The 13137-nt window shown below is 72.0% G+C and carries 13 protein-coding genes; 11 read left to right on the top strand and 2 right to left on the bottom strand.

The features are described from left to right. On the bottom strand, window positions 1-430 hold a 430-nt coding region (locus N8N77_RS13275), incomplete at its 3' end, for a LysM domain-containing protein (RefSeq protein ID WP_261167349.1). A gap of 166 nt (window positions 431-596) precedes the next feature. On the opposite strand from N8N77_RS13275, the gene N8N77_RS13270 reads away from it, so the two are divergent. Continuing rightward, complete coding sequence (locus N8N77_RS13270) at window positions 597-944, top strand: Rv2175c family DNA-binding protein (RefSeq protein ID WP_261167357.1); 348 nt, start codon at window positions 597-599, stop codon at window positions 942-944. A 62-nt stretch (window positions 945-1006) separates the two neighbouring features. Here the strand turns inward: N8N77_RS13270 and N8N77_RS13265 are convergent, their stop codons facing one another. After that, on the bottom strand, window positions 1007-2095 hold the full coding sequence (locus N8N77_RS13265) for a polyprenyl synthetase family protein (RefSeq protein ID WP_261167348.1): 1089 nt from the start codon (window positions 2093-2095) through the stop codon (window positions 1007-1009). A 64-nt stretch (window positions 2096-2159) separates the two neighbouring features. Between N8N77_RS13265 and N8N77_RS13260 the strand changes: the two genes are divergently transcribed. The 10 genes from N8N77_RS13260 to N8N77_RS13215 all read left to right on the top strand — a co-directional run bounded on the left by N8N77_RS13260 (window position 2160) and on the right by N8N77_RS13215 (window position 13117). Next, window positions 2160-2546 (top strand): DUF3040 domain-containing protein, encoded by a 387-nt coding sequence (locus N8N77_RS13260; RefSeq protein ID WP_261167347.1) that lies wholly within the window; start codon window positions 2160-2162, stop codon window positions 2544-2546. A 240-nt stretch (window positions 2547-2786) separates the two neighbouring features. After that, window positions 2787-3218 (top strand): division/cell wall cluster transcriptional repressor MraZ, encoded by a 432-nt coding sequence (mraZ, locus tag N8N77_RS13255; RefSeq protein ID WP_261167346.1) that lies wholly within the window; start codon window positions 2787-2789, stop codon window positions 3216-3218. A gap of 101 nt (window positions 3219-3319) precedes the next feature. Continuing rightward, window positions 3320-4273, top strand: coding sequence for a 16S rRNA (cytosine(1402)-N(4))-methyltransferase RsmH (gene rsmH, locus N8N77_RS13250; RefSeq protein WP_261167356.1), 954 nt, complete (start codon window positions 3320-3322; stop codon window positions 4271-4273). Continuing rightward, window positions 4270-4905, top strand: coding sequence for a hypothetical protein (locus N8N77_RS13245; protein ID WP_261167345.1), 636 nt, complete (start codon window positions 4270-4272; stop codon window positions 4903-4905). Before rsmH ends, N8N77_RS13245 begins: the two co-directional genes overlap by 4 nt. Window positions 4906-4923: 18 nt before the next feature. Next, window positions 4924-6708, top strand: coding sequence for a penicillin-binding protein 2 (locus tag N8N77_RS13240; protein ID WP_261167344.1), 1785 nt, complete (start codon window positions 4924-4926; stop codon window positions 6706-6708). Window positions 6709-6733: 25 nt separating this feature from the next. Then, window positions 6734-8146 (top strand): UDP-N-acetylmuramoyl-tripeptide--D-alanyl-D-alanine ligase, encoded by a 1413-nt coding sequence (gene murF, locus N8N77_RS13235; RefSeq protein ID WP_261167343.1) that lies wholly within the window; start codon window positions 6734-6736, stop codon window positions 8144-8146. After that, window positions 8143-9252, top strand: a complete 1110-nt coding sequence (mraY, locus tag N8N77_RS13230; RefSeq protein WP_261167342.1) for a phospho-N-acetylmuramoyl-pentapeptide-transferase — start codon at window positions 8143-8145, stop codon at window positions 9250-9252. Before murF ends, mraY begins: the two co-directional genes overlap by 4 nt. Beyond that, the gene (murD, locus tag N8N77_RS13225; protein ID WP_261167341.1) at window positions 9234-10790 is read left to right on the top strand and encodes a UDP-N-acetylmuramoyl-L-alanine--D-glutamate ligase; all 1557 of its coding nucleotides are present in this window, start codon (window positions 9234-9236) and stop codon (window positions 10788-10790) included. Before mraY ends, murD begins: the two co-directional genes overlap by 19 nt. Next, on the top strand, window positions 10756-11994 hold the full coding sequence (gene ftsW, locus N8N77_RS13220) for a putative lipid II flippase FtsW (RefSeq protein WP_261167340.1): 1239 nt from the start codon (window positions 10756-10758) through the stop codon (window positions 11992-11994). The genes murD and ftsW overlap by 35 nt, the downstream gene beginning before the upstream one ends. A gap of 49 nt (window positions 11995-12043) precedes the next feature. Continuing rightward, entirely contained in the window at window positions 12044-13117 is a 1074-nt protein-coding gene (locus N8N77_RS13215; protein WP_261167339.1) for a glycosyltransferase, read from the top strand. Window positions 13118-13137 lie beyond the last annotated feature (20 nt).

Raw genomic sequence — 13137 nt, 5'->3', positions numbered from 1 at the left:
GGCCGGGGTAGATCACGGCCGACGCCTTCAGGCCGTTCGCAGCCAGGAGTGCCTGAACGCTCATGCCGTGCTGCTGGGCGATGGACCAGATGGTCTCGCCGGCGGCGACGGTGTGCACGGTGGGATCGGTCGGTGCGGGAACCGCCACAGGCGCGGTCGACGGGGGAGTGAGCCGAAGCACCTGCCCTGGCTGAATCGTGCTCGTGGTGCGCAGACCGTTCCACACGAGCACATCGATCGTGCGCAGGCCGTTGCGGATGGCGATCCGCGTGATCGTGTCGCCCTCTTCGACGACGTGCTGCTCCGCGGCCTGAGCCGGCGTGGCGTACATCGCCCCGGCGAGCGAGCCGACGATCGCGACCGGCGCCGTCGCCCGCATCGTGCGCTGCGCTCGCGCGCCATCCGTCGGGTTGCGTCGTGTTCCGCGCATCACTGACCCCCTCGCGATCTCCAGACACACCGTGTCAGACATGTATATCGGTGTCAACTGGTGGTATCCGGAGGGGCGCTTGTTACTCGTGTGACTCCTGTTACTGCGGGCGGGCGCCACGGGCCGAGGCGCCGCAGTCCGGGCGGGGTGGGAGAATGGCGCCGTGGTGGATGAGACTCCTGGCACGTATCCGACCGAGTGGCTGCCCCTGCCCGACGTGGCCGAGGCCATCGGCGAGACCGTCAGCCGCGTGCGACGCCTGCTGGACGAGCGGGCACTGATCGCGTCGCGGCGCGACGGCGTCCTCAAGGTGCCCTCGGTGTTCATCGTCGGCGGGCGCCCGCTGTCGTCGCTGCGCGGCACGGCGATCCTGCTGCAGGACGTGGGCTTTTCGGAGGACGAGGCCATCGACTGGCTGCTCACCCCCGAGGAGTCGCTGGGGGCCGCGCCCATCGAATCGCTGCTGGCCGGGCGCAAGGCCGAGGTGCGCCGGGTGGCGCAGGCGCTCGCCTGATCCGCACTCCGGGCTGGCGTGCGAGACCTGCGGGCGCGATCGCGCCGCAGGCCGGCCGCCGGTCAGGACGTGCGCTGCGTGGCTGCTCGGGCGAGCTCGCGCAGCGAGGTGACGGCGGCATCGCCGAGCCGCGCCCCGCGCAACGCGCGGTCCGCGTCTCGTGCGTACGAGGCGATCGCCTCCTCCGTCCTGTCCAGCGCGCCGGAGCGACGGATGGCGTCGGCGAGCAGGGAGATCTGCCCGTCGTCGAGCGTCGGGTCGCCGAGGAGTTCGTCGAACACCCGACGCACCGGGGCGGGCACGCTCTCGCGCGCCCACGCGATGAGCACGGTGCGCTTGCCCTCGCGCAGGTCGTCCCCGGCCGGCTTGCCGGTCTCCGCCGCATCGCCGAAGACGCCGAGCACGTCGTCGCGCAGCTGGAACGCCATGCCGAGCCGGCGACCGAAGTCGCCGAGCGCCGCGCGCTGGTCGGGCTCGCCGCCGGCGAGCGCCGCACCGATCACGAGCGGCTGCTCCACGCTGTAGCGGGCGGACTTGAGCGAGGCGACGCGCAGCGCGCGGGCGGCGTGTTCCTCGTCGGGCACGGTCCGCCACGCCGACTCCTCGGCGAGGTCGAGGAACTGCCCCATCGTCACCTCGCGGCGCATGAGCGCGTACTCGGAGCGCGTGGCCGCGGCCGTCGCGGGGGAGAGGGAGAGGGCCTCTTCCATGAGATCGTCGCTCCAGGCGACGAGCAGGTCGCCCACGAGCAGCGCCCCGGAGCGCCCGAACGCCTCGGCGTCGCCCGCCCAGCCGGCCCGGCGGTGGGCCGCCTCGAGGGCGCGGTGGGCCGAGGGGCGGCCGCGGCGCGTGTCCGCGTTGTCGACGAGGTCGTCGTGCACGAGAGCAGCCGCCTGGAAGATCTCCAGGGCACAGGCCGCGGGCAGCAGCGCCCCGGACGCCGCGCGGCTGTCGTCGCGGTCCGAGACGGCGCGCCATCCGGCCGCGCAGAAGCGCGCGCGCAGACGCTTGCCGCCGGCCAAGGCGGCCGCCGCGTGCTCGACCATGAGCAGGGCCTCGTCGCCGTGCTCGGACGCCTCGGATCGGCGGTCTGCGACGAAGCTATCCAAACGCTGGGAGATGTCCGCGATGAGGTCGTCGGCAGGGTGCACGGGGCCTAGCCTAGTGAGAGGACCCGGCGATAGACTGGGGCGAGCGAAGCACAAGGGGGACCGGATGCCTCTCTCCGAACAGGAGCAGCGTCTGCTCGACGAGATGGAACGCCATCTCATGCAGAACGACGCCGACGTCGTCAGCGCCTCGAATGCCGGACGTGCTCTCAGCTACCGCAATCTCGTCATCGGCGCCATCATCGCCCTCGCCGGACTCGGCGGCGTCATCGCCGGCGTCGCGCTCTGGCAGTCCAACACGGTCTGGGGCGTGATCCTCGGTGTCGTCGGATTCGTCGCGATGCTCGTGGGCGTCGTCCTCGCGATCAGCCCGTCGGGCGCCCCGTCCGTCGCGGCTCCCGGCTCCGCGCGTCGCCGCCCCTCGAACGGTGGCGGCGGTTCGTTCATGGATCGCCTGAACGAGCGGTGGGATCGCCGCCAGCAGGGCGGCTGAGCCCCCACTTCCCTCCCCGTGACGAAAGCCCCGGCCATGACGGCCGGGGCTTTCGTCGTTTCCGGCGCCCGATAGGGCCGACGCCCTCCACCGTCCTCCACCGCCGCCTTACCGCGAGATCTCGCGGAAGGCGGCGTCTTGTTTGTCGTGCGAGGATGGCTTTGGCTCTTGCGGGTGGGGGAAAGTGGAGTAAAGTGGGGCGCACCTCGGGTTGGCCGGACGATGAGGGGGTGAAGGCCGATGTTGCTGGGCACGCACACCCCCAAGCTCGACGACAAGGGCCGCGTCATCCTCCCCGCGAAGTTCCGTGAGGAGCTCGCGGGCGGCGTCGTCGTCACGCGCGGCCAGGAGCGCTGTCTCTACGTGTTCAGCACGGCGGAGTTCGAGCAGGTGCATGAGCGGATCCGGCAGGCGCCGCTGAGCAACAAGCAGGCGCGCGACTTCCTGCGCATGTTCCTCTCCGGTGCCAGCGCCGAGACGCCCGACGGCCAGAACCGCATCACCGTGCCGCAGCACCTCCGCCAGTACGCCGGTCTCGAGAAGGAGCTCGTCGTGACCGGTGTGGGCGCGCACGCGGAGATCTGGGACGCGAAGGCCTGGAACGACTACCTCTCCGCGAACGAGGAGAACTACTCGGAGATGGAGCAGGAGGTGATCCCGGGCCTCTTCTGACGCCCCTGGCTGTGACCCCCACCCGACGAGCCCTGACGCCACTTCCCCGGCGTCAGGTCGAGCGGATGGGGATCAGAGCCAGGGGGATCGGCCCCGACACCATGAACCCCCGCGACATCCACACACCCGTCCTGCTCGAGCGCTGCGTCGAGCTGCTCGGCCCCGCGCTCGGCCGCCCGGGCGCCGTCTACGTCGACGGCACGCTCGGCATGGGCGGGCACGCCGAGGCCTTCCTCGAGCGGTTCCCCGACGCGCGCCTGGTCGGGCTCGACCGCGACCCCGACGCGCTGCGCATCGCGGGGGAGCGGCTCGCCCCCTTCGCCGATCGCATCACGCTCGTGCACACGGTGTACGACGGCATCCGCTCCGCCCTCGACGGCGCCGGCGTCGCGCGGGCCGATGCGATCCTGTTCGACCTGGGCGTGTCGTCCCTGCAGCTGGACGAGGCCGAGCGGGGCTTCGCGTACGCGCAGGACGCGCCGCTCGACATGCGCATGGATCCCACCTCCGGCCCCACCGCCGCCGACGTGCTGGCGACGTACGGCGAGGGCGACCTGCGACGCATCTTCGAGCGCTACGGCGAGGAGCGGCTCGCCGGCCGGTACGCGCGGGCGATCGTCCAGGCGCGCGCCGAGTCGCCCATCGTGCGCTCCGGGCGCCTCGTCGACATCCTGCAGGCCGCCACGCCCGCCGCCGTCAAGAACGCCGGCCACCCGGCCAAGCGCGTCTTCCAGGCGCTGCGCATCGAGGTGAACGGCGAACTGGCCGCGCTCGAGCGCGCGATCCCGGCGGCCCTCGACGCGCTTGCGGTGGGCGGGCGGATCGTCGTGCTGTCGTACCAGTCGCTGGAGGACCGGTTCGTGAAGCGGCTGTTCGCCGACGCGACGGCCTCCCGAGCGCCGCGAGGCCTGCCGGTCGAGCTCCCGGAGCACGCGCCGCGCTTCCGGTCGCTCGTGCGCGGCGCGGAGCAGGCCGGCGAGGACGAAGCCGAGCGCAATCCGCGCGCCAAGCCCGTGCGCCTGCGCGCGCTCGAGAAGCTGAGGGAGCCCTCATGAGCCTGGCCGAGCAGTTCCCCGCCCTGCCGTCACGGACGGCGCCACGGCCGCAGCGGCACGAGGAGGCGCCCGCCCGGCGGCTGCGCCCGGTCGAATCGACGTTGCCGCGGCGGCGCCCGCGCATGGCCTACGCCGTGCTCGCGGTCGGCGGCGCCGTGGCGATCGCCGTGGCACAGATGGCGCTGTCGGTGCTGACGACCCAGGACAGCTACCGCGTCGCCGAGCTGACCCAGCAGCAGCGCGAGCTCTCGCTCGAGGCGCAGGCCCTGGGCGACGCCGTCGCGGGTCTCAGCTCGCCGCAGTACCTGGCCGCGAACGCCGCCTCGCTCGGCATGGTGGTGGGCGGGCCGCCCACGTATCTGCGCCTGAGCGACGCCGCCATCATCGGTTCGGGCGCCGCCGCGGAGGGCTCGTCCTCCGTGTCGGCCCAGGACCCGCAGATCGGCAACGCGCTGCTCGGCGACACGCCGCTCGTGACCGACCCGGGCCGCTCCCTGCAGGGCGCCGTGCCCGCGGAGGAGCACCCGGCGGGCGCGACGGACGAGAGCCCGGCGCGCGAGGCGGAGACGCCGCCGGCCGCGCCCGAGATCCCGCCGCTGACCGAGGGGCTGCCGAGCCCCACCACCCGGTGACATGACAGGAGCCGCATCATGATCTCGAGGTCGGATCGCACGCCGCGGCAGCGCACGGTCATCGCCCTGTTCGCGGTCGTCGCGGTGCTGGCGGCCTTCCTCGTGCGCCTCGTCGACATCCAGGTCGTGAACGCGGACGACCATGTCGGGGATGCGGAGGCGATGGGCCTGGCGGGGGAGCGGGCGCTGTACGGCAATCGCGGCAGCATCGTCGACGCCGACGGCACCGTGCTCGCCAGCAGCACGCAGCTGTACGACGCGCAGATCGATCCGCTCCTCGCGACGAGCATGGAGCGGCTCTCGGATGACGGCACCTCGAAGGAGATCGTTCCCTTCGCGGACTATGCCGGCCAGATCGCCCCGATCACCGGCCAGCAGCCGGAGGAGATCGAGAAGATCGTCTCCGACGCGCTCGCGGACAACCCCGGGTCGCGGTTCGCGTACGTCAAGCGCGGCATCAGCACGGCCCAGTACCGCGCCCTCGTCGAGCTCGGGCTGCCGTTCATCACCTTCGCGCCGCAGCCGTCTCGCGTCTATCCGAACGGTGCCGTCGCCGGCAACCTGCTCGGGTTCACGAGCAACGACGGGGAGGCGCTGGCAGGCTACGAGCTGCTCGGAGACGCGTGCCTGCAGGGCTCGGACGGCAAGGAGACCTACCAGCAGAGCCCGGACGGCGTGCGCATCCCGGGCACCGAGACGGTCGAGCCGGCGGAGGACGGCGGCACCCTCCAGCTGACCATCGACGCGGACCTGCAGTGGTACCTCACGGAGATGATCGCGGAGGAATCCCAGCGGATGGGGGCCAAGAGCGGCACCGTCACGGTCGTGGAGGTGGCAACGGGCAAGATCCGCGCCGCCGCCGAGTACCCGGCCCTCGACCCGAACGACGTGCTCGCGTCCGACCCGGCCGATCGCGGCTCCCGGATCTTCATGACGACGTTCGAACCGGGCTCGACCTTCAAGCCGATCACGGCCGCGATGCTCCTGGATCAGGGCGCAGCCACGCCGACGTCCACGGTGCCCGCGGCGGGGCGCGAGACGTTCCCGAACGGCGCCACCGTCGGCGACCCGTTCTCGCACGAGACGTACAACTACACGCTCGCGGGCGCCCTGATCGACTCGTCGAACGTGGCGCTGTCGAAGTTCGGCGAGCGGCTGCCGGCGCAGGTGCGGCACGACTATCTCGAGAAGTTCGGCGTCGGGCAGCCCACGGCCATCGGGTTCCAGGGCGAGGAGCCGGGCGTGCTGCACCCGGCCGAAAGCTGGGACAACCAGACGTACTACGCCACGAACTTCGGCCAGGGCTTCACGACGACCGTGCCGCAGGTCGCGAGCGCCTACCAGGCGATCGCGAACCGTGGACTGCAGCAGCCGCTGAGTCTCGTCGAGTCCTGCACCAAGGCCGACGGCACCGTGATCGAGCCGGAGCTTCCCGAGGCGCACCAGGTGATCAGCGAGCAGGCCGCCGCCGACACCGCGCTCATGATCGAGAACGTGGCCGCGCAGGGCAGCCTCGCCGAGCAGATCAAGGTGCCCGGCTACCGCATCGCGGCGAAGACGGGAACGGCGCAGAAGCCGGCCGAGGGCGGCGGCTACAAGGACGGCGTCTACTTCACGAGCATCGTGGGCTTCGCCCCCGCCGAGAACCCCGAGTACGTCGTCATGGTCACCCTCGACGAGCCCACTCAGGTAAGGTCGTCTGCGGCCACGGCCCCGGCCATGCAGAAGGCCATGACGCAGGTGCTGAAGCACTACCGGGTGATGCCGTCGACCGGGGAACCCCACCTCTTCCAGAAGTATTGATGCGCGCGCTCGCGCGGAGGTCCACATGATCGCCCTGACCCTGGCAGAGGTCGCCGCCGCCGTGCGCGGTGACCTGCAGCCGCATGGAACAGACACGCCGGAGACGGTCGTCTCCGGCGACGTCGAGACCGACTCGCGCGCCATCCGCGCCGGCGGCGTGTTCGTCGCCAAACCCGGCGAGGCGACCGACGGTCACCTGTTCGTCGGCAAGGCGGTCGAGAACGGCGCGGCGCTCGCCATCGTGGAGCGCCCCGTCGACGAGCCGGTGTCGCAGATCGTCGTCGCCGACGCGGTGGGTGCCCTCGCCGACCTCGCGCGCGAGGTCGTGGCGCGCGTACGGGCGGCGGGTGCGCTGCAGATCGTCGGCATCACCGGTTCCAACGGCAAGACGACGACGAAGAACATGCTCGCCGCGATCCTGCGCCCCGAGGGGGAGACGGTCGCGCCGGTCGCATCGTTCAACAACGCCGTCGGCGCCCCGCTGACGATGCTGCGCGTCACGCACGACACCCGGTACCTCGTCAGCGAGTTCGGGGCCGACGCCCCGGGCCAGATCGCCCGGCTCGCCGGCCTCGTCACCCCCGATGTCGGCGTGGTGCTCATGGTGGGCATGGCCCACGCCGGCGGGTTCGGCGGCATCGAGGAGACGGTGAAGGCCAAGTCCGAGCTCGTGCGCGCCGTGCGCCCCGGAGGCCTCGCGGTGCTGAACGCCGACGACCCGCGCGTGTCGAGCATGGCCCCCATCGCCGCCGAGCGCGGGGTGAGCGTGCGCTGGTTCGGCACGGACGAGAGCGCCGAGGTGCGTGCGAGCGATGTGACGGTGAGCGCCGCGGGCACGACGAGCGAGGTCGCCGTCGCCGGGCGCGTCCTCCCGCTGCGCCTGCGGGTGCTCGGGGCCCACCACATGGTCAACGCCCTCGCCGCCATCGCCGCCGCGACGGCACTGGGCGTCGCACCCGAGGACTGCGTCGCCCGGCTGGAGGAGCTCGAGCTCGCCGAGCGCTGGCGCATGCAGGTGCTCGGCAACGAGCGGGTGCGCATCATCAACGACGCGTACAACGCCAGCCCCGACTCCTATCACGCCGCGCTGCGCACGCTGGCGCAGATCACCGGCCCCGAGGAGCGCATGGTGGCCGTGCTGGGCGCGATGAGCGAGCTGGGGGAGTACGACGCGGCCGAGCACGCCAAGGTCGCGCTCCTGGCCGTGCGGCTGCGCATCCCGCGCATCGTCGTGGTGGGCCGTGAGGCGCGCGGGCTCTACCTGTCCGTCATCGCCGAGGGCTCGTGGGACGGCGAAGCGGTGTACTTCGAGACGTCGGACGAGGCATACGAGTACCTGATGGCGGAGCTGCGTGACGGCGACCGGGTGCTCGTCAAGTCGTCGAACGCGGCGGGCCTGAGGTTCCTGGGCGATCGTCTGGGAGAATCGTTCGCGTGAGATCACTCCTGACGGCGGCCGCGATCTCGTTCGCGTTCACGCTCTTCCTCACCCCGGTCTTCCTCCGCTACTTCCGGCGGTGGGGCTGGGCGCAGGTGATCCGCACCCCGGACGATCCGCGCAACCCCAGTCACGGCGCCAAGCGCGGCACGCCCACGATGGGCGGCGTCATCTTCATCGCGGGCACCATCGTCGGGTATCTCGTCGGCTGCTACTTCGGCGGCAACCCGCCCACGCCCTCGGGCTGGCTCGTGATATGGCTCATGCTCGGCTTCGGTGCGGTCGGCTTCGTCGACGACTGGCTGAAGGTGCGCAAGCAGCACTTCGGCGGCCTGGGCGGCTGGCAGAAGATCGTCGGTCAGATCCTCGTGATCATCCCGTTCGCCGTCGCCGCTCAGGCCTTCCCCGACGACTGGGGGCAGACGCCCGGCGGGTTCGGCGTCTCGTTCTTCCGCGAGCTGCCCTGGCTGTCGTTCGCGCTCGTCGCCCCCGTGCTCGGGTGGCTGCTCTACCTGGCATGGCTGGCGCTGCTGGGCGTCGGCTTCTCGAACGCGGTGAACATCACCGACGGCCTCGACGGCCTCGCGGCGGGGATCGGCATCTTCGTCATGGGCGCGTACAGCCTCATCGCCTACTGGCAGTTCAACCAGGCCTGCACCGGCGAGGGCCTGGCCGCCGTCGACCAGTCGGCCTGCTACTCGGTTCGCGACCCGCTCGACCTCGCGATCATCGCCGCGGCGGTCGTGGCCGGACTGGTCGGCTACCTCTGGTGGAACGCGCCGAAGGCCCAGGTGTTCATGGGTGACGTGGGATCGCTCTCGATCGGCGGTGCCGTGATGGGCATGGCGGTGCTCACTCACACCGAGCTGCTGGGCGTGCTCATCGCCGGCGGCTTCATGCTCGGCCCGGGCTCCGTGGTCCTGCAGCGCCTCTACTTCAAGGCCACCCGGGGCAAGCGGCTGTTCCTCATGAGCCCGCTGCACCACCACTTCGAGCTGCGCGGGTGGCCCGAGGTCACCATCGTGGTGCGGTTCTGGATCATCGGAGGCATCCTCGCCGTCATCGGCGTGGGCCTCATGTACGTCGAATGGCTGAGCCTCCTGTGAACGCCGCAGAACGTCTCGCGACGCTGACGAGCTGGCGCGCCGACTGGTCCGGTCTGCGCGTGGCCGTGCTGGGCCTGGCCGCCACGGGATTCTCGGTTGCCGACACGCTCGCGGAGCTCGGTGCCGACGTGCTCGTCGTCAGCGAGAAGGCCGAGGAGGAGTACGCGCGCCTCGTGCCCGTGATCGGTGCGCGACTGCACCTCGGGCCGCTCGACCCGGTGCCCGCCGAGCTGGCCGCCTTCGACCCGGAGCTCGTGATCGCCTCGCCCGGTTTCCCGCCCAGCCACGCCGTGATCCGATGGGCGCGCGAGAGCGGGGTCGCGCTGTGGGGCGACATCGAGCTCGCGTGGCGCGTGCGCGACAAGGTCGTCCGGCCCGACGGCACCCCGGCCGCGTGGGTGCTCGTCACGGGCACGAACGGCAAGACGACGACGACCCGGCTCGCCGCGACCATGATGAAGGAGGGCGGGCTGCGCGCCGCGCCCTGCGGCAACATCGGCGTGCCGATCCTCGACGCCGTGCGCGATCCCGCCGGCTTCGACGTGCTCGTCGTGGAGCTCTCGAGCCACCAGCTCTGGTACCTCGGGCTGAGCGCGATCGAGGGGCAGCCGGTGCCCCACGCCAGCGTGTGCCTCAACCTCGCCGACGACCATCTGCAATGGCACGGGTCGTTCGAGGCGTACCGCGACGCGAAGGCGGTCGTGTACCGCAACACCCGCGTGGCGTGCGTCTACAACAAGGCGGACGAGGCGACCCGTCGCATGGTGGAGGAGGCCGACGTCGTCGAGGGGGCCCGCGCGATCGGGTTCGACCTCGGCGTGCCCGGTCCGAGCGATCTGGGCGTGGTCGACGGGATCGTCGTCGACCGTGCCTTCCTCGATGACCGTCGCACCTCCGCGCTCGAGCTCACGACGGTGGCGGAGCTGGCGGAGCGCGATCTGTCCGCGCCGCACGTGGTGGCCAACATCCTCGCCGCGGCCGCGCTCGCGCGCTCGCTCGGCGTCGAGCCGGTCGCGATCCGCGACGCGCTGCGCGCGTTCCGGCTCGACCCGCACCGCATCGAGATCGTCGCGCGGGCCGGAGGGGTCACGTGGGTCGACGACTCGAAGGCCACCAATCCGCACGCCACGGCGTCGTCGCTCGCGGCCTTCCCCGGCGCCATCTGGATCGTGGGCGGGCAGCTGAAGGGCGTCGACATCGGCGACCTCGTCGCGGCCCGCGGCCCCGCGAGCAAGGCCGCGATCGTGATCGGCACGGAGCGATCGGACGTCGTGGCGGCGTTCCGGCGACACGCGCCCGCGGTGCCGCTGTTCGAGGTGGATCACACCGAGACTGAGGATGTCATGACCAGGGCCGTCGAACTGGCGGCGCAGGTCGCGCGGGACGGAGACGTGGTGCTTCTGGCACCGGCCGCCGCCTCATTCGACCAGTTCCGCGGCTACGACGACCGCGGGGAGAGATTCGCACAGGCCGTCCGGGCCCGGATCGAGAGGGGGACGCGCGATGAGCACGACGACGCGTCCTCCGGCACGGACTGAGCGCCCCGCGACCGGTGCGCGCCGCGGCCTCCTGGCGCGAGTGTCCCTCGGCGAGGCCTTCGCCGCGGCGCCGGTCGAGTTCCTCGTCATCTCGTCGACCGCGCTCATCCTCACGGGCTTCGGCGCCGTCATGGTCCTCTCCGCCACCTCGGCGACGTCGATCACGGCCGGCGGCAGCCCGTACGACGCCGCGATCCGGCACGCCGTGTTCGCCGTGGTCGGCATCCCCATCATGTTCGTCGTCAGCCGCTTCCCGGTGTCCTTTTTGAAGCGGATCTCCTGGTACGCGCTCATCGGCGCCGTGCTCCTGCAGCTTCTCGTCTTCACACCGCTCGGCTACGAATCCGGCGGTAACCGGAACTGGATCGAGGTGGGCGGGGCCACGCTGCAGCCGTCGGAGTTCCTCAAGCTGGCGCTGGCGCTGTGGGTCGGGTTCATCCTGTACCGCAAGCGCACGCTGCTGGCGAACTGGAAGCACGTGTTCATCCCGCTCGTGCCGGTGTCGCTGCTCGCCATCGGCACGGTCCTGGCGGGCGAGGACCTCGGGACGGCCATGATCCTCGTGCTGCTCGTCCTCGGCGCGCTGTTCTTCTCGGGGGTGAGGCTGCGCATCTTCATCCTCCCCGTGCTCGCCGGCATCGTCGGCGTGATCGCGCTGGCGGTCACGAGCCCCAACCGCATGGCGCGCATCATGAGCTTCCTCGACACGGAGTGCGCCGACTACTACGACTCCTGCTACCAGCCGCTGCACGGCATCTGGGCCCTCGCGGAGGGCGGGGTGTTCGGCGTGGGGCTGGGCAACTCGAAGCAGAAGTACGAGTGGCTCCCCGCGGCCTCGAACGACTACATCTTCGCGATCGTGGGCGAGGAGCTGGGCCTCATCGGCTGCGCCGTCGTCCTCGCGCTGTTCGCGCTGTTCGCCTACGGCGCGTTCCGCATCATCCGGCGCACCGACGACCCCTTCGTCCGCGTGGTCGCGGGCGCCATCACCGTCTGGATCGTCGGTCAGGCGCTCATCAACATCGGCGTCGTGCTGCGGGTGTTCCCCGTGCTCGGCGTGCCGCTGCCGTTCCTGTCCTCGGGCGGCACGTCGCTGATCTCGGTCCTGCTCGCCTCCGGGGTGCTGCTGGCGCTGGCGCGCACGCTGCCGCCGGTGTCCGAGACGATGGCCACCGCACCGGCCCCGCGCTCGCGGCGCCGCTGAGCGGTGGAGGCGCGGCGGGGAGGCCGCGCGGCTCTGCGAGGATGGAACGGTGACGACCTATCTGCTCGCCGGCGGCGGCACCGCCGGTCACGTCAACCCGATGCTCGCGATCGCCGACGGCCTGCGGGCGCGCTCGTCCGAGGACGAGGTGCTCGTTCTCGGCACGCGAGAGGGGCTCGAGGCGCGACTCGTGCCGGAGCGCGGCTACGAGCTGCTGGTCGTCGACAGGGTGCCCTTCCCGCGTCGCCCGAACGGCGCGGCGCTGCGCTTCCCGGTGCGCTTCGCGCGCGCCATCTCGCAGGTGCGCCGCCACATCCGCCGGCACGGCGTCGACGTGGTGCTCGGGGTCGGCGGCTACGCCTCGGCGCCCGCGTACGTGGCGGCGCGACGGGAGCGGGTGCCCTTCGTCGTGCACGAGGCCAACGCGCGCCCCGGCCTCGCCAACGTGCTGGGCGCGCGCGGGGCTGCCGGCGTGGGCGTGGCCTTCACGGGCACGCCCCTGCGCGGGGCGGAGGTGGTGGGCATGCCGCTGCGTCCCGAGATCGCCCACCTCGATCGCGCGGCGCGCCGCGCGGAGGCGAGGGAGTTCTTCGGGCTGGACGCCGACCGCCCGGTACTGCTCGTGTTCGGAGGATCGCTCGGGGCGAAGCGGATCAACGACGCGATGGCGGGGGCGTGGCGAGACGTCGTGGACGCGGGCTGGCAGATCCTGCATGCGGCGGGGGAGCGGGCCGACGAGGTCGGCGCGGGGGGCGACGGCTATGTCGTCGTGCGCTACGTGGACCGCATGGAGCTGGCCTTCGCGGCGGCGGATCTCGTACTCTCGCGCGCCGGCGCCTCGACCGTGAGCGAGATCAGCGCCCTCGGCATCCCCGCCGTGTACGTGCCGTACGCGGTGGGCAACGGTGAGCAGCGGCTCAACGCCGCCGGGGCGGTGTCCGCGGGGGCGGCGATCCTCATCGACGACGCGCAGCTCACGCCGGAACGTCTGCGCGCCGAGCTCGTGCCGCTGCTGCGTGATGGCGCCCGACTGGACGCCATGCGCACTGCCGCAGAGGGGTCGGGCACGCGCGAGGGCACCGAGAACGTCATCGCGATGCTCGACCGCGCGCTCGGGCGCTGACCTCCCGGCGGCGTGGGGCC

It is taken from the genome of Microbacterium sp. Marseille-Q6965 (assembly GCF_946151065.1).
Classification (GTDB): domain Bacteria; phylum Actinomycetota; class Actinomycetes; order Actinomycetales; family Microbacteriaceae; genus Microbacterium.
The sequence above is the reverse complement of the archived record's forward strand: the minus strand, read 5'-3'. Positions and strand labels throughout refer to the sequence as shown.

What these genes read in the sequence shown, in the direction of transcription:
- mraZ (WP_261167346.1), top strand. Translation starts at nt 2,787, where the DNA reads ATGTTGCTGGGCACGCACACCCCCAAGCTCGACGACAAGGGCCGCGTC.
- murF (WP_261167343.1), top strand. Translation starts at nt 6,734, where the DNA reads ATGATCGCCCTGACCCTGGCAGAGGTCGCCGCCGCCGTGCGCGGTGAC.
- N8N77_RS13245 (WP_261167345.1), top strand. Translation starts at nt 4,270, where the DNA reads ATGAGCCTGGCCGAGCAGTTCCCCGCCCTGCCGTCACGGACGGCGCCA.
- murD (WP_261167341.1), top strand. Translation starts at nt 9,234, where the DNA reads ATGGCTGAGCCTCCTGTGAACGCCGCAGAACGTCTCGCGACGCTGACG.
- N8N77_RS13260 (WP_261167347.1), top strand. Translation starts at nt 2,160, where the DNA reads ATGCCTCTCTCCGAACAGGAGCAGCGTCTGCTCGACGAGATGGAACGC.
- ftsW (WP_261167340.1), top strand. Translation starts at nt 10,756, where the DNA reads ATGAGCACGACGACGCGTCCTCCGGCACGGACTGAGCGCCCCGCGACC.
- N8N77_RS13240 (WP_261167344.1), top strand. Translation starts at nt 4,924, where the DNA reads ATGATCTCGAGGTCGGATCGCACGCCGCGGCAGCGCACGGTCATCGCC.
- rsmH (WP_261167356.1), top strand. Translation starts at nt 3,320, where the DNA reads ATGAACCCCCGCGACATCCACACACCCGTCCTGCTCGAGCGCTGCGTC.